The organism is Alloalcanivorax sp. C16-2 (genome assembly GCF_046507615.1).
GTDB classification, from domain to species: domain Bacteria; phylum Pseudomonadota; class Gammaproteobacteria; order Pseudomonadales; family Alcanivoracaceae; genus Alloalcanivorax; species Alloalcanivorax marinus_A.
The window spans coordinates 2,022,527-2,041,491 of sequence record NZ_JBKFTL010000001.1 but is presented as its reverse complement, the minus strand read 5'-3'; the positions used below and the strand labels follow the sequence as shown (position 1 = coordinate 2,041,491).

At 67.2% G+C, this 18,965-nt stretch carries 19 protein-coding genes and 1 tRNA gene; 13 read left to right on the top strand and 7 right to left on the bottom strand.

The window, feature by feature from the left end:
- Positions 1-33 precede the first annotated feature (33 nt).
- Together ACLD02_RS09415 and ACLD02_RS09410 are read left to right on the top strand one after the other, a co-directional pair.
- Positions 34-612, top strand: coding sequence for a TetR/AcrR family transcriptional regulator (locus ACLD02_RS09415; protein ID WP_203101085.1), 579 nt, complete (start codon positions 34-36; stop codon positions 610-612).
- 71 nt (positions 613-683) lie between these two features.
- A tRNA-Thr gene (locus ACLD02_RS09410) sits at positions 684-759 on the top strand.
- Between the two features lie 86 nt (positions 760-845).
- On the opposite strand, the gene dksA is transcribed toward ACLD02_RS09410, so the two are convergent.
- The 3 genes from dksA to ACLD02_RS09395 are packed head-to-tail and all read right to left on the bottom strand — an operon-like array spanning position 846 to position 3,213.
- On the bottom strand, positions 846-1,259 hold the full coding sequence (gene dksA, locus ACLD02_RS09405; protein WP_203101083.1) for an RNA polymerase-binding protein DksA: 414 nt from the start codon (positions 1,257-1,259) through the stop codon (positions 846-848).
- A 7-nt stretch (positions 1,260-1,266) separates the two neighbouring features.
- Positions 1,267-2,646, bottom strand: a complete 1,380-nt coding sequence (locus ACLD02_RS09400) for a dihydroorotase (protein ID WP_410298548.1) — start codon at positions 2,644-2,646, stop codon at positions 1,267-1,269.
- Between the two features lie 6 nt (positions 2,647-2,652).
- The gene (locus ACLD02_RS09395) at positions 2,653-3,213 is read right to left on the bottom strand and encodes a carbonate dehydratase (RefSeq protein WP_203101079.1); all 561 of its coding nucleotides are present in this window, start codon (positions 3,211-3,213) and stop codon (positions 2,653-2,655) included.
- Between the two features lie 198 nt (positions 3,214-3,411).
- Here ACLD02_RS09395 and ACLD02_RS09390 point away from each other — a divergent pair, with 198 nt between their 5' ends.
- Positions 3,412-3,714, top strand: coding sequence for an addiction module antidote protein (locus tag ACLD02_RS09390; protein WP_203101077.1), 303 nt, complete (start codon positions 3,412-3,414; stop codon positions 3,712-3,714).
- Here ACLD02_RS09390 and ACLD02_RS09385 read toward each other — a convergent pair.
- The 4 genes from ACLD02_RS09385 to ACLD02_RS09370 form a co-directional block, all read right to left on the bottom strand.
- A complete protein-coding gene (locus ACLD02_RS09385) occupies positions 3,695-3,994 on the bottom strand; it encodes a hypothetical protein (protein ID WP_410298547.1) in 300 nt (99 codons plus the stop codon). The two genes, ACLD02_RS09390 and ACLD02_RS09385, sit on opposite strands and share 20 nt — an antisense overlap.
- Positions 3,995-4,073: 79 nt before the next feature.
- Positions 4,074-4,691 carry an FMN-dependent NADH-azoreductase gene (locus tag ACLD02_RS09380; RefSeq protein WP_410298546.1) on the bottom strand — a complete coding sequence of 206 codons (618 nt, stop codon included), beginning with the start codon at positions 4,689-4,691 and terminating at the stop codon, positions 4,074-4,076.
- A gap of 20 nt (positions 4,692-4,711) precedes the next feature.
- On the bottom strand, positions 4,712-5,149 hold the full coding sequence (locus tag ACLD02_RS09375) for a GNAT family N-acetyltransferase (protein WP_410298545.1): 438 nt from the start codon (positions 5,147-5,149) through the stop codon (positions 4,712-4,714).
- The gene (locus ACLD02_RS09370; protein WP_410298544.1) at positions 5,146-5,622 is read right to left on the bottom strand and encodes a carboxymuconolactone decarboxylase family protein; all 477 of its coding nucleotides are present in this window, start codon (positions 5,620-5,622) and stop codon (positions 5,146-5,148) included. Before ACLD02_RS09370 ends, ACLD02_RS09375 begins: the two co-directional genes overlap by 4 nt.
- Positions 5,623-5,694: 72 nt before the next feature.
- On the opposite strand from ACLD02_RS09370, the gene ACLD02_RS09365 reads away from it, so the two are divergent.
- The 10 genes from ACLD02_RS09365 to ACLD02_RS09320 all read left to right on the top strand — a co-directional run bounded on the left by ACLD02_RS09365 (position 5,695) and on the right by ACLD02_RS09320 (position 18,961).
- Positions 5,695-6,180: a MarR family winged helix-turn-helix transcriptional regulator gene (locus ACLD02_RS09365; RefSeq protein ID WP_410298543.1), complete on the top strand. Its 486-nt coding sequence runs from the start codon at positions 5,695-5,697 to the stop codon at positions 6,178-6,180.
- Between the two features lie 156 nt (positions 6,181-6,336).
- Positions 6,337-9,324, top strand: a complete 2,988-nt coding sequence (locus ACLD02_RS09360; RefSeq protein ID WP_203101074.1) for a xanthine dehydrogenase family protein molybdopterin-binding subunit — start codon at positions 6,337-6,339, stop codon at positions 9,322-9,324.
- Positions 9,321-10,148 (top strand): FAD binding domain-containing protein, encoded by an 828-nt coding sequence (locus ACLD02_RS09355; protein ID WP_203101073.1) that lies wholly within the window; start codon positions 9,321-9,323, stop codon positions 10,146-10,148. The genes ACLD02_RS09360 and ACLD02_RS09355 overlap by 4 nt, the downstream gene beginning before the upstream one ends.
- Positions 10,132-10,662 (top strand): (2Fe-2S)-binding protein, encoded by a 531-nt coding sequence (locus tag ACLD02_RS09350; protein WP_410298542.1) that lies wholly within the window; start codon positions 10,132-10,134, stop codon positions 10,660-10,662. The genes ACLD02_RS09355 and ACLD02_RS09350 overlap by 17 nt, the downstream gene beginning before the upstream one ends.
- On the top strand, positions 10,655-12,190 hold the full coding sequence (locus tag ACLD02_RS09345; RefSeq protein WP_203101071.1) for an AMP-binding protein: 1,536 nt from the start codon (positions 10,655-10,657) through the stop codon (positions 12,188-12,190). The genes ACLD02_RS09350 and ACLD02_RS09345 overlap by 8 nt, the downstream gene beginning before the upstream one ends.
- A 41-nt stretch (positions 12,191-12,231) precedes the next feature.
- Complete coding sequence (locus ACLD02_RS09340) at positions 12,232-13,035, top strand: enoyl-CoA hydratase/isomerase family protein (RefSeq protein ID WP_203101070.1); 804 nt, start codon at positions 12,232-12,234, stop codon at positions 13,033-13,035.
- 72 nt (positions 13,036-13,107) lie between these two features.
- Positions 13,108-14,328: a benzoate/H(+) symporter BenE family transporter gene (locus tag ACLD02_RS09335; protein ID WP_203101069.1), complete on the top strand. Its 1,221-nt coding sequence runs from the start codon at positions 13,108-13,110 to the stop codon at positions 14,326-14,328.
- Positions 14,325-16,292: a TRAP transporter permease gene (locus tag ACLD02_RS09330; protein ID WP_410298541.1), complete on the top strand. Its 1,968-nt coding sequence runs from the start codon at positions 14,325-14,327 to the stop codon at positions 16,290-16,292. Before ACLD02_RS09335 ends, ACLD02_RS09330 begins: the two co-directional genes overlap by 4 nt.
- Before the next feature lie 36 nt (positions 16,293-16,328).
- Entirely contained in the window at positions 16,329-17,324 is a 996-nt protein-coding gene (locus ACLD02_RS09325; RefSeq protein ID WP_410298540.1) for a TAXI family TRAP transporter solute-binding subunit, read from the top strand.
- Complete coding sequence (locus tag ACLD02_RS09320) at positions 17,321-18,961, top strand: thiamine pyrophosphate-binding protein (RefSeq protein WP_410298539.1); 1,641 nt, start codon at positions 17,321-17,323, stop codon at positions 18,959-18,961. The genes ACLD02_RS09325 and ACLD02_RS09320 overlap by 4 nt, the downstream gene beginning before the upstream one ends.
- Positions 18,962-18,965: the final 4 nt, after the last annotated feature.

Sequence of the window (18,965 nt, the reverse complement as noted above, 5' to 3'; positions counted from 1 at the left end):
CTAAACCACCACGCCAGGGACGACACCAACACCATGGCCCAGGTCAAAAAAAGCCAGGTACGGGACGCGATCCTGAGATCCGCCTTCGACCTTTTCTCCACCCGAGGCTACGCCAACACCTCGCTGCCGCAGATCGCCAAGGCGGCCGGCACCTCGCCGCCCAATGTGTACGTCTATTTCGAATCCAAATTCGAAATCCTGTACACCGTGTTCGAGCCCTGGCTGCGCCGCCAGTTTCTCGAGTTGGAGCAGGAACTGCTCAATATCGAGGAACCAAGAGAACGGCTCCGGCACCTGTTCCGGGTGGTGTTCAAGGAAATCCCCGAACGGCAGAACGGCTTCGCCAACAACATCATGCAGGCGCTCTCCACCGCCACGCCGGAGGACCATTACCAGCCCACGCTGATCAACTGGATGACCGCCCGGCTGCGCGATATGATTCTCTCCACCCTGCCCCCGGAACGTCGCGCCGCGGTGGACACCGACGGCCTCTACCACTTCTTCGTCATGGCGCTGGACGGCTACATCAGTTACTGGCGGCTGTCCCAGGACAAGGGCTTCGACGAAGCCACTTCCGAGCAGCTCTGCCGCTTCCTGCTTGGCGAGCCCTGAACGCCCGGCGGGCTTGTGTCCACATGGCTTCCTGCTAAACTAGCGCCCGCCAGCCCAGCAGGGCCGGTCGTGCCGGAATAGCTCAGTCGGTAGAGCAACTGATTCGTAATCAGTAGGTCGGAGGTTCGATTCCTCTTTCCGGCACCATCTTCCCTTCCGCCTCCACCCGCTAAAAACCCTCCGCCCGCTATGGCGGCGTCGTCCGCGCGTACGCTCATTATCCAGGCTGAAAGTCAGCCATCCCGATAGTGCCTTTCCACGCTTTCGCGGCGGGTTTTGGCGTCGATGGCATATTCCGCCGTGGGCCGGGCGAGCAGCCGCTCGATACCGATGGGCTCGCCGGTTTCCCGGCAGTAGCCGTATTCACCGGTGGCCAGACGGCGCAGGGCGGCATCGATCTTGTCGAGCAGCTGGCTGTCCCGATCGAGGGCGCGCAGCACCAAACGCTGCTCCTCTTCCTGGGCGGCCTGATCGGCTTCGTCGGGTTCGCGCACGGTGGCGCGCAGGCTGGCTTGCAACTCATCCATAGTGCGCCGGGTGTCCTGCCGGAGGGTGAGCAACAGGCGATGGAAGAATTCCCGCTGGCGTTCGTTCATGTAGGAGCGTTTCGCCATGCGCCGGAGCTGCGATTCGGTGAGGGGTCTCATAGGCGTCTCAAGGCGTTTCCAGAAAGGTCACCGGTTGCCCGCCGGGCGCCGCCGGGGCCAGGGCTTCGTCACGGACCACGATGTTGCCGCGCACCACGGTATGAATCGGCCAGCCGGTGACCGTTTCACCATGGTAGGGCGTCCAACCCGCGACGCTGGCGATCCAGCTATTGTCGAGGGTGCGGCGGGCGGCGGTGTCGACGATGGAGAAATCGGCGTCGTAGCCCACCGCGATGCGCCCTTTGCCCTGGATGCCGAACACCCGGGCCGGGCCGGCGCTGGTCAGATCAACCAGGCGCCGCAGGGTGAGGCGCCCCTGGTTCACATGGTCGAGCATGATCGGCAGCAGTGTCTGCACGCCGGTCATGCCGCTGGGAGAATCGGGATAGGGACGGGCCTTTTCTTCCAGGGTGTGCGGCGCATGGTCACTGCCGATCACATCCACCACGCCGTCACGGATTGCCCGCCAAAGCGCGTCCCGGTGACGACGCTCGCGCACCGGCGGATTCATCTGCGCCAGGCTGCCCAGCCGCCGGTAGCAGTCCGGCGCGCTCAGGGTCAGGTGATGGGGCGTCACTTCCACGGTGACCCGTTCCTTATGGCGGGCCAGCCAGGCGATTTCCTCGGCGGTGGAGACATGCAGGATGTGCAGGCGCCGGCCAGTGTCTTCGGCCAGGGCGACGATCCGGCGGGTGGCGATCAGGGCACTGTCCACGTCCCGCCAATGGGGGTGCCGGGTGACGTCACCGCTCCCCTCCACCAGAGGCCGGCGCGCGCGTAGCCGTGCTTCATCCTCGGCGTGCACCGCCATGCGACGGTGACCGCCGGCCAGGATACGGCGCAGGGCGGTGTCATCGTCCACCAGCAGGTCGCCAAAGGAGCTGCCCATGAACACCTTCACGCCGGCGCAGCCGGGCAGTTGCTCCAGCCCGGCGAGCTCATCGGCGTTAACCGCCGCGCCGCCCAGGTAGAACGCATAATCACACCATGCGCGGCCTTCCGCCCGCTCCAGCTTGGCCCGCAGATCGTCACGCCACAGGGTCAGCGGATCGGTGTTGGGCATTTCGAAGACGGCGGTGACACCGCCGAGCACCGCGCCCCGGGTGCCCGCTTCCAGGGTCTCCTTGTGGGTCAGGCCCGGTTCCCGGAAGTGCACCTGGGTGTCCATGACCCCAGGGAGCACCTGCAGCCCGGTGGCGTCCAGGCGCGTATCGGCGTGCCACCCACCGAGGTCGCCGAGGGCCACGATGCGTCCGCCGGCGCAGGCAATGTCCAGCCGTTCCTCGCCGTTGGGGGTGTGCACGGTGCCCGCGGTGATCAACAGATCGGCCCGCTGGCGCCCGGCCAGAGCCCAGGGATCATTCGGTTTGCTCCGTTGCATGGTCATGGAATCTCAGAACTCGTTTTGAATGCGTTTATAGCCTTCCACCAAGCTGTTGTTGGTGCGCGCCACGTCCTCGGAAAAGGCGGAGTCCTGCACCGACACCCGTGCCAGAGCCTCCAGATCGGTGGCCGCGCCGATGCGCTCGGTGGAGGGCACGTAAAAGCCCGCCGGCAGTTCAACGCCATCGACCACTGCGTTGTGACGCACCACCGCCCGTTCGCCGATGACGCAGTTGAACAGCACACTGTTAAAGCCGATGAAGACGCCGTCTCCGACCCGGCAAGGACCGTGGACGATGGCCCGGTGGGCGATGGAAGTGCGCTCGCCGATGGTGACGGCGGCACCGGATTTGGAGTGAATCACCACTCCGTCCTGGATGTTCGAATGGGCGCCGATCACGATCGGCTCCATGCCGCCGGTGTCGTTCAGTTCGTCGGCGCGGATCACTGCGTAGGGACCGATGAAAACGTTCTCCTGAACGATCACCGACCCGCACAGAATGGCGGTGGGATCAACGAAGGCGCCGGGATGCACCCGTGGGCGGTCACCGTTGGGGTTGGGGCGAATCATGACAATAATCCTTGCGATGAAGGGGCCAGCCAGGGCACGGCCCTCGGGTTGCCAAAGGGCCGTGAGGGATATGTTATATTATAACATATACAAGGAGGAGGTAACGATGCGCGATTCAACCCGCCACGCGGCTGGCGCGACGTCCGGCTCAGGCTGACAGAGCCCTATCCGGGTTCATGGCACGGTATCGGCACACGGATGTCGAAAGGAGAGGCGGTGGTGGCCATGTTGCGGGAGAATCCCGCCATGGCGACGGATTACCTGCGCACGGCACTGGATGAACTGGATGAACCCGGCGGCGAGCCGGCGTTCCTGCTGGCGCTGCGGCATGTGGTGGAGGCACGCGGCGGCATGGCCACGGTGGCGGAGCGGGCACGGCTGTCCCGGGAAAGCCTCTATCGCGCGCTTTCTCCAAAGGGTAATCCGACATTGCGGACCATGGCGGCGGTGATGCGCGCCACCGGCGTGCGTTTCCAGGATCTTACCCGGGCCGGGGGCTGAGCGACGACGGTCGGTGCAGGCGGTACTCACCGTCCTGGTCGGCCAGGATCAATACCTCGGCCTGCTCCCGCCAGGCCATGGCATCGCGCAGCGCGTCCCCGAGGCTCTGGTAACGGTGGGCCCAGGCCGGGTGACAACAGTCCGCACCCGCTTTTTCGGTAACGGTCCGTTGACGATGAAGGAGGTAACGCTTGCCGCCGGGTGAGTACACCACGTAACCGAGAAAGACCTGTTCCTGGCAAGCAGACCGCGTTCCCAGGTTCCATTCATGCATAGCCATGACGTTCTCCCGTTCGCAACGGCAGTCTGGCGCGATCCGGCGGGCGCGGTCCTGATCCAGGTCAAGGGCGGCCCCGCCGCTACCCGGCCGGGTGTAAGGGCGGGCTCTGGAAGCCGGCTTCCAGTTGCCGTGGCGATAACCCGGGCCCGACGTCGCCGGGCCGGCACCGTTCAAGAGTGAATGCCTGAAAATCGCGCAGTCCGATCACCGCGAACAGGTCGCTCAGATAGGGCGTCACCCAGTCCCGCTGGCCGGGCGGGCCGACAACGCCTCCACAGGCCATGATCACCCGCACCGGTCGGTCCGTGAGAAGGCCCCGCTTACCGTCCGGTGTGGTCTGAAAGGTCCGCCCGGGCCGGACCACATGGTCGACCCAGGCCTTCAATGGCGACGGCAGGCTGAAATTGTGCATGGGCGTGGAGATCAGGATGGCGGCCGCCGAGGAAAGCTCCCCGATCAGTGTTTCGGAAAGCCTCAACCGGGCCTGCTGAGCCGGGGTCCGCATTGGCGCCGGGCACAGACTGGCGGCCACGAATTCCGCATCGGGGTGCGGCGGCGGCGACGCCGCCAGGTCCCGCCCGATCGTGGACAGACCGGGCCACCGCCGCCGCCAGTATTGAATCGCGCGCTCGGCGGCCGCGCGACTGTGGGAGTCGCGGCCACTGGGGCTCGCCGCGATGTGGAGTAATCTGGCCATGGTGCCGTTCCCTGGCCGCGCTAGGCTTCGACGGCGAACCGCAGGGAGGTGGCCAGCATTCCGCAGCGAAAATAGAAGCGATGGCCCAGGGCGTTGCTCAGCGGGGTATCCAGTACCAGCCTGGCACAGTCGGCCTCCCGCACCCGGTCCCGCAGATGGGCGATCAGGGTCTCGCCGTACCCACAGCTTCTCGCCGACGTTTCGGTGACCAGATCATCCAGGTAGAGAAAACGCCCGTGTATCAGGTTTTCCTGGAGCCGGTACCCGGCCAGCGCGCGGGGCTGCCCGGCCTCGAACAACGCGAGCAGACGATAGCCCTCGGTCGCCTGGCGCCGGCAGCGGCCGAGGAACTCATCCGCCGAGGTCAGATTGGGCCGCAGCTGCCGCATCAGCGGGAACAGACCTCGAATGCCATCGTCACTTTCCACCGCGCGAATATCACTGGGGGCGTGGTTCATGCGCTCTTCTCCCGGGCCGGCACCGGGAAACGCAGGGCGCCGGCGATGCGGTTCCAGGCATTGATGTTGCTGATGGCCGCCGTCAGGAAGGCGATTTCCTCTCTGGAGAAGTGCGCTTGCAGCTCGCCAAGGCAAGCTTCCGGAATCGCTTGCCGCGCCATCATCGTGAGCGCATCCGCCCAGGCCAGGGCCGCCCGCTCCCGGGGTGAGAAAAGGTCCACGTCGCGCCAGGTGGCGACCAGGTCCACCTTGGCGGGCGCCAGGCCACACTTGCGGGCGACGTTCAGGTGCAGTTGCAGGCAAAAAGCGCAGCCATTGAGCTGCGCGACCCGGATCTTCAGCAATTCCGTAAGTGGCTTTTCCAGGCCCGAGTCATCCACCGCCTTGCCCATGGCACGCAGTGCGTCCACCACGGCGGGCGCGGTCTTTTCATAGCTGGTGTAATCAAAATGCACGGGTTCCGCGGGCGTCATGGTTTCGTTCCTCCGTGGCGGCGGATAGTATAAGAATTCGAACATTCCGAAAAATATCAGAACTCTTACATTATGCGCAAGACCAGGCAAAACCGTCCCGAGATCCCGGCGATTGGCGAAGGCAAGCGGGGTGAAGCCGGCCATATCGGCTATCTGCTGCGTCAGGCCCATGCCGCCCATCGCATCCGCATGGAAAAGGTGCTGGCCGAATCCGGCATGACCCTGCCGCAGTTTTCCGTCCTGACCATGCTGGCGGCCTACCCGGGCGCGTCCGGGGCGGATCTGGCCAGGCTTTCGCTGCTCACCCCGCAAACCATGAGCGTGATCGTCGGCAACCTGGAAAAGGCCGGGCTGGTGGTCCGCCATGCCCACGCCGAACACGGCCGTATTCGCGTGATCACCCTCACCGAGGCGGGGAAAGCCCTGTTGGAAAAGGGCAAGGCCGCCGCGCAATCGGCGGACGAGGCCCTGCTGGCGGGTCTGCCCGAGGAACAGGAGCGCGTGATACGGCGCTGGCTGGTCACGGTGGCCAAGGGCGATGCGGACCAAGCCGGCTAGCACCACCGGGCCCGCCAAGGGAGTCCGGGGCGCCGCCGATCAGACTCAGTGGTAAATTCCCGAACCCGGGGACAGATTTCCATTTTCCCGGGCAAGGCATCGCGGCGCGCCGGCGCCGACACTAGGGCTCTCGGATAAGAAAACAAGAGAGCCTGAATGAATCATCCAGCTTCCGAGGGGCCGGCCGGCGCGGGCCCGCTTGGCCGCTCCCTGACACGGGTCGAGGACGCCGCCCTGCTGCGCGGCCTGGGCCGTTACGCGGACGACCTGGCGACGCCGCCGGGCACCCTGCACGCCGCCATCGTGCGCTCCCCCCATGCCCATGCCCGGGTGCTGTCCGTGGACGCCTCCGAGGCGCTCGCCATCAAGGGCGTGCGCGCGGTGCTTACCGGCGAGGACGTGAAACGCTGGGCCCACCCCTTCCCGGTGGGCGTGCGCGGCGCGCCCATGGAGCACTGGTGTCTGGCGGTGGACAAAGTCCGCTACGTGGGCGAGCCGGTGTGTGTGGTGATCGCCGAGGACCGCTACCGGGCGGAGGACGCCCTGGACGCGGTGCGGGTGGAGTACGAGCCGCTCAAACCGGTGATCGATCCGGAAAAAGCCGCCACCGAGGACGCCCCGGTGCTGCACGAGGCGGTGGGCGGCAATGTGGTCAACGAGCGCCACTTCCGCTATGGCGATCCGGAGAAAGCCTTCGAGGAAGCCGATCACCGGGTGTCCATCAAGGTACGTTTCCCGCGCAACTCCTGCACCCCCATCGAGTGCTACGTGGTGCTGGGTCATTACCAGCCGGCCACCGGCGTGTACGACATTCTTTCCAACTTCCAGGGCCCCTACGCGCTGCATTCGGTGATGGCGCGGGCCCTGAACGTGACCAGCAACCGGCTGCGCCTGCGCACACCGCCGGATTCCGGTGGCAGCTTCGGCATCAAGCAGGGCGTGCTCACCTATGTGGTACTGATGGGCCTGGCATCACGCAAGGCCGGCGCCCCGGTGAAATGGGTGGAGGACCGACTGGAGCATCTGCAGGCCTCCTCCAGCGCCACCAACCGGGTGGCGGACATGGAGGCGGCGGTGACCGCCGACGGCCGCGTCACCGCCCTGCGCTACGACCAGATCGACGACTGCGGCGGCTATTTGCGCGCGCCGGAGCCGGCCACCTTCTACCGCATGCACGGCAATCTCACCGGCGCCTACGGCATCCGCAACCTGACGGTACGCAACCGGGTGGTACTCACCAACAAGATGCCCAGCGGTCTGAACCGGGGTTTTGGCGGCGGCCAGATGTACTTCGCCCTGGAGCGCCTGATGCATCAGGTGGCGCGGCGGCTGAATCTGGACCCGTTGGAGGTGATGCGCCGCAACCTGGTGCCCACGGACGCCTTCCCTTACCGCACCGCCTCCGGCGCCCTGCTGGATTCCGGCGACTACGCCAATACCGTGGAGCTGGCCCTGCGCGACGGCGGCTACGACGAGCTGATCCGGCGCCGTGACCAGGCCCGGGCCGAAGGCAAACTGTACGGCGTGGGCCTGTGCGCGGCGGTGGAGCCGTCGATCTCCAATATGGGCTACATCACCACCGCCCTGACCCCGGAACAACGGGCCAAGGCCGGCCCCAAGAACGGCGCGGTGAGCACCGCCACCATCAGCATCGACCCGCTCGGCGGCATCACCGTGCATGTCTCCTCCACGCCCCAGGGCCAGGGTCACCAGACCGTGGCCGCCCAGGTGGTGGCCGAGGTGCTGGGCGTGGACCCGGCCGGCATTCTGGTCAACGTGGAGCTGGATACCGGCAAGGACCCCTGGTCGATCGCCTCGGGCAACTACTCCAGCCGCTTCGCCGGGGCCGTGGCCGGCGCCGTGCACAAAGCGGCGCTCAAGGTGCGCGCGCGGTTGGCCAACATCGCCGCGACCATGTGGGAGGCCGACGCCGAGCGGGTGCGCTTCGAGGGCGGCAAGGTGTTCATCGAGGACGGCCCCAGCCTGGGCTTCCACCGGGTCGCCGGCACCGCCCACTGGTCCCCCGCCCTGCTGCCGGAGAACGAAACCGGCGGCCTGCGCGAGACCGCCTTCTGGACGCCGCCGCAGTTGGAGGCGCCGGACGACGACGACCACATCAACAGCTCCCTGTGCCATGGCTTCATCTTCGACTACTGCGGCATCGAGATCGACCGGGTCACTGGCGAGATTCATATCGACCGCTACGTGACCTGCCATGACGCCGGCCGCCTGCTCAACCCGATGCTGGTGGACGGCCAGATCCGCGGCGGCTTCACCCAGGCCCTGGGCGTGGCGCTGATGGAGGAGTTCGCCTACGGCGAGGACGGCAGCTTCCTGTCCGGCACCCTGGCCGACTACCTGCTGCCCACCGCCCCGGAAGCGGTGGAGCCGGTGATCCTGCATACCGAAACGCCCTCCCCCTTCACGCCCCTGGGCGCCAAGGGCGTCGGCGAAGGCAACAACATGAGCACGCCGGTGTGCATCGCCAACGCGGTGGCCGACGCCCTGGGCCGCGACGACATCCGGTTGCCACTGACCCCATCCCGGGTGCGCGGCCTGATCGGCATCGATGAGCCGCCGGCGCCGGAGGGCCTGGAGCCGTTGGCGGCGCCCAAGGCCGGCGGGCCGGCGCTGCAGGCGCGGGATTCCGTGGAAGTACCGGCGTCGCCGCAAACCGTCTACGACACCGTGCTCGACCCGGAAACCCTGCGCGCCATTATCCCCGGCTGCCACGCCCTGGAGCTGGAAGGCGAAAACCGGTACCGCGCCGACGTCACCGTGGGGGTGGGCATGATCAAGGCGCGCTTCGCCGCCCGGGTGCAACTCAGCGACCTGGACCCACCCCGTTCCCTGCGCCTGTCCGGCTCCGGCGACAGCGCCATGGGCTCCGCCTCCGGCAGCGCCCACGTGACCCTGGTGGAGCTGGATAACGGCCACACCCGGCTGGACTACGTCTACGAGGTGGACGTCGGCGGCAAGATCGCGGCGGTGGGCGGGCGCATGCTGCAAAGCGCCTCGAAAATCATCATCGGCCAGGTATTCAACCGGCTCGCCCAGCGTCTCACCGGCAAGCCCGCCGGCGGGCTCTGGCAACGCCTGCGCGCCTTGCTGGCGCGGCTGTTCGGAAAAGGAGGCGCGTCATGAAGGCGGCATCGTTCGACTATGTGCGCGCCGAGAGCAAGCGCGAAGTACTGCAACTGCTGCATGAACACGGCGAGGACGCCCGCGTGCTGGCCGGCGGCCAGTCGCTGATGGCCACCCTCAACATGCGCCTCACCCAACCCAAGCTGGTGATCGACATCAACCGGGTGGAGGAACTCAACCGCATCCGCAACGAACGCGGCCACCTGGCGGTGGGCGCGGCGGTGCGCCAGGTGCAGCTCACCGACCGCGCCGAGCTGGCCCGGGAAGTGCCGCTGCTGGCCAAGGCGCTGCCTTGGATCGGCCACTTCCAGACCCGCAACCGGGGCACCGTGTGCGGCTCCGTGGCCCATGCCGACCCGAGCGCGGAGATTCCGCTGTGCCTGGTGACCCTGGGCGGCACCGTGGTGCTGGAATCACTCAAGGGCAAGCGCCGGGAAGTGAAGGCGGTGGACTTCTTCCAGGGCCTGCTGACCACCGATCGCCAGCCCAGGGAACTGATCAGCGAGGTGCGTTTTCCCCTCGCCGAGGACGGCGCCGACTACCACTTCCAGGAAATCGCCATGCGCCACGGCGACTTCGCCCTGGTGGCACTGGCGCTGTGCCTGCGCGCCGACGGCGCCCACCTGGGCGTGGGCGGCGTCGCCGACCGGCCGGTGGCGCAAACGCTGCCCCTGGGCGACGAACTGCCCGACGCCCTCAACACCCTGGCCTGGTCGCTGGGCGCCCAGGACGACGTTCATGCCTCCGCGGCCTACCGGCGCCAACTGGTGCGCGAGCTGGGTCGCCGACTGATCGAGGAGCCTTCCCATGCGCGCACCCGCTGAGCAGCGTCATGCCATTGAACTGGAACTCAACGGGGAAACCCGCCACGGCAGCGCCGAGCCACGCACCCAGCTGTGCGACTTCCTGCGCCACGACCTGGGCGCCACCGGCGTGCACGTGGGCTGCGAGCACGGCGTGTGCGGCGCCTGCACGGTGCTGGTGGACGGTGTCGCCTCGCGCTCGTGCCTGATGCTCGCGGTGCAGGCCGATGGCCGCCGCGTGGACACCGTGGAATCCCTCGCCCGCGACGACGTGATGAACGATCTGCAGCAGGCTTTCAGCCGCCATCACGCCCTGCAATGCGGCTTCTGCACCAGCGGCATCCTGATGTCCTGCGTGGAGTACCTGGAACGCGTGCCCGAGCCGGACGAAGCCGGCGTGCGCGACATGCTGTCCGGCCATTTGTGCCGCTGCACCGGTTACACCGGCATCGTGCGCGCGGTACTGGAAGTGGCCGGGCAGCGCCGCGCGGGCGAATCACAACAACAAGCCTTGGAGAACCGCAACGATGTTTGATCTTGGACGCAGCTTCCTGGCGGCGGTGGAACGCCGCCCCCAGGCGACGGCGATCAGCGACGGCCCGCAACGCCTGAGCTACGAAGCCTGGTTCGACACCATCCAACGGGCCGCCCTGGGACTGCAGGATCTGGGCCTGAACAAGGGCGACCGCCTGGTCGCCGCGATGCAGAACCGCTGGCAGATGGCCACCCTGCACTGGGCCTGCCAGTTCGCCGGTATCGTGATGACGCCGCTGAACTGGCGTTGCACCGCCGACGATCTGCAATGGAGCCTGCACGACGCGGACGCCCGCGCCCTGGTCCATGACGAGGCGGTGCGTGACGCCGTGGCGGCCATGGGCAAGCCGGCGATCCCCTGTATCAGCGTCGGCGACAAGCCCTTCGACGGCGCCCTGGACTTCGACGACCTGTGCGCGCGAGCCCCGGCGGACACCATTCTGCGCGCCGGCCCGGACGACGGCTCCCTGATGCTGTACACCTCCGGCACCACCAGCCGGCCCAAGGGCGTGCCGCGCCGCCACCGCGCCGAGCGCGCCGCCGCCCTCGCCCATGTGGCCCAGAACCTGTACGGCCACGGTGAATGCACCCTGGGGGTGATGCCGCTGTATCACACCATGGGCGTGCGCTCGCTGCTGGCCATGACACTGCTGGACGGCCACTTCGTGTGCATCCCGCGCTTCGACGTGGAAGCCACCCTGGACGCCATCGAACGGGAACGCATCAGCAACCTCTACCTGGTGCCGACCCTCTATCACATGCTCATCGAGCACCCGGCGTTCAGCCCCGAACGGGTGGCCAGCGTGCGCAAGATCGGTTTCGCCGGCGCGCCGATGAGCGACGGCCTGATGCAACGGGTGGAAAAAGCCTTCCAGCCGGAACTGTTCGTCAACCACTACGGCAGCTCCGAGATCTACACCTTCACCATTGATCAGGCGGCCAGCCGCAAGCCGGGCTCCTCCGGTCGCGGCGCGCTCAACCAGCGCATCCGCGTGGTGCGCCTGAACGCCGACACTCCGGCGGACCAGGTGGCCGCCGGCGAGGAAGGCCAGATCATCGCCGACCTGGCCAGCGACGAAGCCTTCGAAGGCTACTGGCGGCGCCCGGACGCGGACGCCAAATCGATCCGTGACGGCTGGTACTTCACCGGCGACACCGGCTTCTTCGACGAGGAGGGGGACCTGTTCGTCACCGGCCGCGTGGACGACCTGATCATCACCGGCGGCGAGAACGTGAGCCCGGCGGAGATCGAGAACGCCCTGTCCCTGCACCCGGCGGTGGAGGAAGTGGCGGTGGTGGGTCTGCCCGACGAGCAGTGGGGCAAGCTGGTGGCCGCCTTCATCAAGACCCGCCACCCGGTCAGCGAGGAAGACCTGGACGCCCATTGCGTGGCATCCGGCCTGGCACGCTTCAAGCGCCCGCGCCGTTACGAATTCATCGACCAGATTCCCAAATCCCCGGTGGGCAAGATCCTGCGCCGCGTTCTGGTGGCGGATTACAGCGACCCGCAACCCGCCGAACAGCCCTGATTGATCCAGAACCCGATTGATCCAAAAAAGGAAAACACACAATGAACGTGTCCGACATTGAACAATTTCTCAGCACCGACTTCGACGGTTTCAAGGTGGAGTTGCGCACCGACCAGGAGCGCGGCGACATTATCCTCGGCCGCCCGCCCTATAACGTGATCGCCATGAGCCAGCGCGAATACCTGCGTCAGGTGTTCGAAGCCCTGGATGCCCACCCGGGCGTGCGCGTCATCGTACTGCGCGCCGAGGGCCAGCACTTCTCCAGCGGCGGCGACATCCGCGGCTTCCTGGAAGCCTCCCCGGAGCACGTTTCCAAACTGGCCTGGAACGTGGCCGCCGCCGAGCGCTGCAGCAAGCCGGTGATCGCCGCCAACCGGGGTTACACCTTCGGCGTCGGCTTCGAGCTGTCGCTGGCCTGCGATTTCCGCATCGCCTCGGACACCGCCCGCTACGCCCTGCCGGAACAGAACCTGGGTCAGATCCCCGGTTCCGGCGGCTCCGCGCGGCTGCAGAAGATGATCGGCATCACCCGCACCAAGCACATGGTGATGCGCGCCAAGCGGGTATCCGGTGAGCAGGCCCTGGCCTGGGGCTTCGTCACCGAATGCGTGCCCGACGCCGAGCTGGAAAAAGCCACCGATGCGCTGGTGGAGGAACTGCGCCGCTTCTCGCCGCTGGCCCAGCGCACCGCCAAGAAGCTGATCAACGACAACGAGGATTCGCCGCTCAAGGTGGCCATCGAGATGGAAGGCCATTGCTACAGCCGCCTGCGCAGCTCAGCGGACTTCAAGGAAGGCGTGGAGGCATTCCACGCCAAACGTCCGGCGGTATTCAAAGGCGAATAACCGCGTCGCGACACCGACCGCCGGGGCCCTGCCCCGGCCTGCCCGACCTATAACAAAAACGGAGGCAGCACCATGCCCAAGGAAATGTCCGAGGCGGCCCCGCTGCGCGCCGCCCTCAATACCCGCACCATCAGTACCGGTGTGGTGGCCGCCCTGTTCGGTTGTACCGGCCCGGCGGTGATCGTCATGAACGCCGCCGAGGCCGGCAGCCTCAGCAATGCCCAGACCGTGGCCTGGTTGTTCGCCATCTATGTCCTGGGCGGTCTGATCAGCGTGATCTTCTCGTTGCGCTACCGGCTGCCGATCAGCGGCGCCTACACCATTCCCGGCGCCGCCATTCTGGCCGCCTCCTTGCAGATGATTCCCTTCAACGAGGCGGTGGGTGCCTTTATCGCCAGCGGCGTGATGGTGCTGCTTCTGGGCGCCAGCGGCCTGATCGGCCGTCTCGCCCACTGGCTGCCGGTGCCCATCGTCATGGCGATGATCGCCGGCGCCCTGTTCCGGTTCGCCACCGGCGCCGTGGACTCGGTGGTGGCGGCACCCTGGGTGGCCGGTATCGCCGCCCTGGCGTTCTTCCTCACCGGCCGGCTGCTGCGCTCGGTGCCGCCGGTGCTGGTGGCCGGCGTAGTCGGCCTGGTGATGGCCCTGTGGCTGGGCCAGTTGAAACCCGCCGAGGTGAGCCTGGAGTTCGTGATGCCCGGCTTCACCGCGCCGGCGTTTTCCTGGCAAGCGTTCTTCGCCATCGCGGTACCGCTCACCGCCCTGGTGATTGGCGCCGAGAACGCCCAGGCCATTGGCGTGCTGATGGCCGAAGGCTATGAACCGCCGGTCAACCGCATGACCATCGCCAGCGGCGTGGGCGGCATTCTCGCCGGCCTGCTGGGCGGCCACAACGCCAACATCGCCGGGCCGATGACCGCCATCTGCTCCTCCGAGCAGGCCGGCGAGGACCCGCGCCTGCGCTACGGCGCCTCCCTGGTCAACGGCATCCTGTTCATGCTGTTCGGCCTGTTCGCCGGCCTGGCGGTGCCGTTTATCCTGGCCCTGCCCAAGGCGTTGATCATGGTGATCGCCGGGCTCGCCATGATCGGCGTGCTGCTCGGTGCCTTCCAGCAAGCCTTCCGCAAGAACGGCCCCTGCCAGGTGGGCGCTTTCGTGGCGCTGACCGTGGCGATGAGCAAGTTCTCCCTGCTCGGCATCAGCTCGCCGTTCTGGGCGCTGCTGCTGGGCGTGGCGGTATCCGCTCTGCTCGGTGAGATCGGCGCCGCCCGGCGCGCGGAGGCCCAGGCATGAAGAAGTACGCCAACCCGGCCAGCGTGGTGGCGCTGCTGTGGGCCCTGTTCCAGATCTGGATGGTCTACGGTTCGCCGCTGGAGTTGATCGTGGCGGTGCCGATCCACGTGATGTTCGGCGTCATGCTCACCTTCATCACCCATCCGCTGATCGCGCCGCCGGAAACCGGGCCGCGGCGGTTTGGCGTGAGCCGCGCCAGTGATTACCTGCTGGTGGCGGTGGCCGCCGCCATCGCCGTGCATTACTACCTGAACGGCGAAACCCTGATCACCCGCATCGCCATGGTGGATCTGCCCACCACCACCGATCTGCTGGTGGGCGTGGTCACCATCGCCCTGGTGGTGGAGGCGGTGCGCCGCTCCCTGGGCATGGGCCTGACCACCGTGATCCTGGTGTTCCTGGTCTATCAATTCTGCGGCCCGCTGCTGCGCGAGGTGCCGCTGTTGCGCATCATCGGCCACGACGGCCAGCTCAGCCGGACGTTCTTCGAGACCTTCATCGATCTGCAGACCATGCAGAACGAGGGTGTGTTCGGGATTCCCAGCATCGTCTCCTACGGCCAGGTGTTCTATTTCCTGCTGTTCGGCGCTTTCCTGCAGCTGTTCGGCGGCGGCCAGCTGTTCATGGATCTGTCCATGCTGCTGGTGGGCCGCCTGCGCGGCGGCATGGCCAAGGTGTCCATCGTCTCCTCCACCCTGTTCGGCGCGGTCAGCGGCAGCGCCACCGCCAACGCGGCGGTGATGGGCATGTTCACCATTCCCGCCATGAAGCGCTCCGGGATGAGCGCCGAGCAGGCCGCCGCGGTGGAGGCCACCTCCTCCACCGGTGGGCAACTGATGCCGCCGGTGATGGGCGCCGCCGCCTTCCTGATCGCCCAGTTCATGGGCATTCCCTATGCCGAGGTGGCGCTGGCGGCGATCATTCCGGCGCTGCTGTTCTATCTGGCGCTGTACTTCGTGGTCGATCTGCTGGCCCGCCGCAACAATCTGAGCGGCCTGACCAAGGCGGAGCTGGAAACGGACTGGGGCAGCGTGCTCAAGCGGCTCTATCTGCTGATTCCGGTGTGCGTGCTGGTTTACCAGATCATGGCCGGCCGCGCGCTCAGTTCCGCCACCCTGGAAGCGGTCTGGCTGACCGTGTTCCTGGGACTGTTCACCCGCTGCTGGGACGGCGTGCGCGAGCACGGCCCCGCCGGTCTGGTCGGCGCCGTCCGCTCGGTGGTCAGCGACTCTGTACAGGCGCTGGACTCCGGCGCGCGCAGCGCCATCGCCGTGGCCATTCCTTGCGCCGGCGCCGGCATCGTGGTGGGCATCGCCTCCAGTACCAATCTGGGCCTGACCTTCGGCACCTTCGTGACCACCCTGTCCGGCGGCATGATGATCCCGGCCCTGCTGCTGGTGATGATCATGGTAATCGTCATGGGCATGGGCATGCCCACCACCGCCGCGTACATCATGGGCGCCATTCTCGCCATTCCGGCGCTGGATAAACTGGGCGTGCCGCAGCTGTCCTCACACTTTTTCGTGCTGTACTTCGCCGCCCTGTCCATGGTGACGCCGCCGGTGGCGCTGGCCGCCTTCGTGGCCGGCGGCATCGCCAAGGCGGACGTCTGGAAAACCGGCTGGGCCGCGTTCCGCTACAGCCTGGCCGGCTTCCTGGTGGCGTTCGCGTTCGCCTTCAGCCCGGCGCTGCTGCTGCAAGGCGAATGGACCAAGATCGCCACCGCCACGATCACCGCCGCCATCGGCTGCTACGCCCTGGCCGGTTGCGTGGCGGGCTTCCTGCGCACCCGCAATGCCAGGCTTGAATCGGTGCTGCTGCTGGCCGCCGCGGTGCTGCTGATCACGCCCAAACTGACCGCTTCGCTGGTCGGCCTGGTGCTGCTCGCGGTGGTGCTGGGCGGGCAACTGTGGCGCCGGCGCGCAGCCGACACGGCATCCGTATCCACCGCCCGGCAAGAATAACGTTCGACTCAACTTTTATTATCAGGAGAACAAAAAATGCGACATCTCAGCTTCCGCTCTCTCGCTCCCGCCCTGTTCGCGGCCCTGCTCGCCCTGACCGGCGCGACGCAGGCCGCCGATCCGGTCAAGGTGAAATTCGCCGCCGGCCCCACCGGCACCACCTGGTACGCCTACGCCGGCGCCCTGCGCACGGAAATGCTCAACGGCCTGCCGCAGGGCTCCACCGTGGACATCCTCGGCACGCCGATGGCCATCGCCAACACCAAGCTGCTCACCGCCAAACGCACCGACGTGGCGCTGATCTTCCCGCCGGTGGCCTCCTGGGCGGAGCGCGGCTTCGGCCCGTTCGATAACAAAATCGACAATATCCGTGGCCTGGTGGGCGGCCTGGATCAGTACTACCAGCGCGTCACCGTGCAGAAGAACAGCGATATCAAAAGCCTCGCCGACATCAAGAAAAACAAGCTGGCGGTGCGCATCGGCACCGGCCCCCAGGGCAGCCTCAATGAGTACATCGCGCGGCTGATTCTGGCCGCCAACGACCTCAGCTACGAGGACATCGAATCCTTCGGCGGCAGCGTCAGCCGCTCCAGCCTGAGCATTCTTCAGGACCAGTTCGGCGACGGTAAACTGGACATGATCATCGGCATCACCACCGCCGGCCACCCCAACACCTCACAGCTGTCGATCACCCCCGGACAGCGCTTCCTGAGCCTTAGCGACGACGCCATCGCCTACCTGGAAAAATACGGCTTCACCCCGGCCACCATGCCGGCGGACCTGTTCGAGGGCCAGAGCGAGCCGGTCAAGGGCGTGGGCTTCAGTACCTCCATCTACGCCAACGCGGACATGCCGGAAGAAGAGGCCTACCGGATCACCAAGGCGATCATGGAAGGCCGCGAGAGTGTACAGCGCTCGTTCGGTTCCATGTCCGGCTGGACCGTGGACGGTTCCGCCGCCGATGAAAACCTGGCGGTACCGTTGCACCCGGGCGCCCAAAAGTACTACCAGGAAGCGGCGCAAGCACAATGACCACCGCCAGCGCGCAAGGCCGCACCGGCGGCCAGGTGATCGTCGACCTGTTGCGCCGCAACGGCGTGGACCGGGTGTTCACGGTGCCCGGCGAAAGCTTTCTGCCGGTGCTGGACGCCCTCCATGATGCCCCGGACATCGAACTGGTGGTGTGCCGTCAGGAAGGCGGCGCCACCATGATGGCCGAGGCCCATGCCAAGCTCACCGGCCGGCCCGGAGTGTGCTTCGTGACCCGCGGGCCGGGCAGCGCCAACGCCCTGGCCGGCCTGCACGTGGCGTCCCAGGACTCGACGCCGCTGCTGGTGTTCGTCGGCCAGGTGCCGAGCGGCTTCCAGGAGCGCGAGGCCTGGCAGGAAGTGGACGTGCAGGCGCTGTTCGGTTCGGTGGCGAAGTGGGCCGTCGACCTGCAGCACAGTGAGCGGCTGCCGGAGTATCTGGGCCGCGCCTTCGCCACCGCCCGTTCCGGCCGACAGGGGCCGGTGGTGATCGGCCTGGCCGAGGACCTGCTCTATGAATCGGTCTCGGCGGTGGACACCGCCCCGGTAACGCCGGCGCAGAGTTATCCGGCGGTGCGCGACGTGCGCGCCCTGGAACGCCGGCTGGCGGCGGCGCGGCGCCCGCTGGCGGTGTTCGGCGGCTCCGGCTGGGACAGCGAAAGCCACGACAAACTGCGCCGCTTCGCGGAGGCCCACGGCGTGCCGGTGGTCACCGGCTTCCGGCGCCAGGACCGCTTCGACAACAGCCACTCCCTGTACGCCGGTGACGCCGGGCTGGGCATGAACCCGGCCCTGGCGGCGCTGATCGAGGACGCGGATCTGATCCTGGCGGTGGGCACCCGGCTCGGCGACATCACCACCCGCCACTATCAACTGCTGGAGGTGCCCCGCCCCCACCAGCAACTGATCCATGTGCACCCGCAGCCGGAAGAGCTGGGGCGTGTTTATCACACCGATCTGGCGATCTGCGCCGGCGTGCGCGGCTTCGCCGAAACCGTCGCCCTGCGCGCCGACCGGCCGCTGGACGACAAACGCCGCGCCTGGCTGGAACGGGCCGGTCAGGTGTACCGGGACTGGGCAACGCCCACCGAATCCCCCGCCCCCATGCAACTGGCCCGGGTGGTGCAATGGCTCGGCCAACGGCTGCCGCCGGAGGCGGTGGTCAGCAACGGCGCCGGCAACTACACCCTCTGGGTGCATCGCTTCTATCCGTTCCGCGCCCTGGGCAGCGCCCTGGCGCCCACCTCCGGCTCCATGGGCTACGGCCTGCCGGCGGCGATCGCCGCCAAGCTCGCCGACCGGCAACGGCCGGCGGTGTGTTTCGCCGGCGACGGCTGTTTTCTGATGACCTGTCAGGAACTGGCCACCGCCGTGCAATACGGCGCCAACGTCATCGTCATCGTGGTCAACAACGGCTCCTACGGGTCCATCCGCATGCACCAGGAAAGGCAGTATCCGGGCCGGCGCTACGGCACCGATCTGGTCAACCCGGATCTGGTCACCCTGGCACGCTCCTTCGGTGCCGAGGCGGAGCGCGTGGAAGACAGCGAGGATTTTCCGGCGGTGTTTGAACGGGCCCTGGAGGCGGACCGGCCGTTTCTGATCGAGCTGCCCATCGATCCGTCGATTCTTAAACCCTGAGCCG

Coding starts and splice junctions, on each gene's coding strand:
- ACLD02_RS09365 (WP_410298543.1), top strand. CDS start 5,695: ATGCGCAAGACCAGGCAAAACCGTCCCGAGATCCCGGCGATTGGCGAA.
- ACLD02_RS09370 (WP_410298544.1), bottom strand. CDS start 5,622: ATGACGCCCGCGGAACCCGTGCATTTTGATTACACCAGCTATGAAAAG.
- ACLD02_RS09390 (WP_203101077.1), top strand. CDS start 3,412: ATGTCGAAAGGAGAGGCGGTGGTGGCCATGTTGCGGGAGAATCCCGCC.
- ACLD02_RS09400 (WP_410298548.1), bottom strand. CDS start 2,646: ATGACCATGCAACGGAGCAAACCGAATGATCCCTGGGCTCTGGCCGGG.
- ACLD02_RS09380 (WP_410298546.1), bottom strand. CDS start 4,691: ATGGCCAGATTACTCCACATCGCGGCGAGCCCCAGTGGCCGCGACTCC.
- ACLD02_RS09355 (WP_203101073.1), top strand. CDS start 9,321: ATGAAGGCGGCATCGTTCGACTATGTGCGCGCCGAGAGCAAGCGCGAA.
- ACLD02_RS09395 (WP_203101079.1), bottom strand. CDS start 3,213: ATGATTCGCCCCAACCCCAACGGTGACCGCCCACGGGTGCATCCCGGC.
- ACLD02_RS09385 (WP_410298547.1), bottom strand. CDS start 3,994: ATGGCTATGCATGAATGGAACCTGGGAACGCGGTCTGCTTGCCAGGAA.
- ACLD02_RS09350 (WP_410298542.1), top strand. CDS start 10,132: ATGCGCGCACCCGCTGAGCAGCGTCATGCCATTGAACTGGAACTCAAC.
- dksA (WP_203101083.1), bottom strand. CDS start 1,259: ATGAGACCCCTCACCGAATCGCAGCTCCGGCGCATGGCGAAACGCTCC.
- ACLD02_RS09345 (WP_203101071.1), top strand. CDS start 10,655: ATGTTTGATCTTGGACGCAGCTTCCTGGCGGCGGTGGAACGCCGCCCC.
- ACLD02_RS09325 (WP_410298540.1), top strand. CDS start 16,329: ATGCGACATCTCAGCTTCCGCTCTCTCGCTCCCGCCCTGTTCGCGGCC.
- ACLD02_RS09335 (WP_203101069.1), top strand. CDS start 13,108: ATGCCCAAGGAAATGTCCGAGGCGGCCCCGCTGCGCGCCGCCCTCAAT.
- ACLD02_RS09375 (WP_410298545.1), bottom strand. CDS start 5,149: ATGAACCACGCCCCCAGTGATATTCGCGCGGTGGAAAGTGACGATGGC.
- ACLD02_RS09320 (WP_410298539.1), top strand. CDS start 17,321: ATGACCACCGCCAGCGCGCAAGGCCGCACCGGCGGCCAGGTGATCGTC.
- ACLD02_RS09330 (WP_410298541.1), top strand. CDS start 14,325: ATGAAGAAGTACGCCAACCCGGCCAGCGTGGTGGCGCTGCTGTGGGCC.
- ACLD02_RS09415 (WP_203101085.1), top strand. CDS start 34: ATGGCCCAGGTCAAAAAAAGCCAGGTACGGGACGCGATCCTGAGATCC.
- ACLD02_RS09360 (WP_203101074.1), top strand. CDS start 6,337: ATGAATCATCCAGCTTCCGAGGGGCCGGCCGGCGCGGGCCCGCTTGGC.
- ACLD02_RS09340 (WP_203101070.1), top strand. CDS start 12,232: ATGAACGTGTCCGACATTGAACAATTTCTCAGCACCGACTTCGACGGT.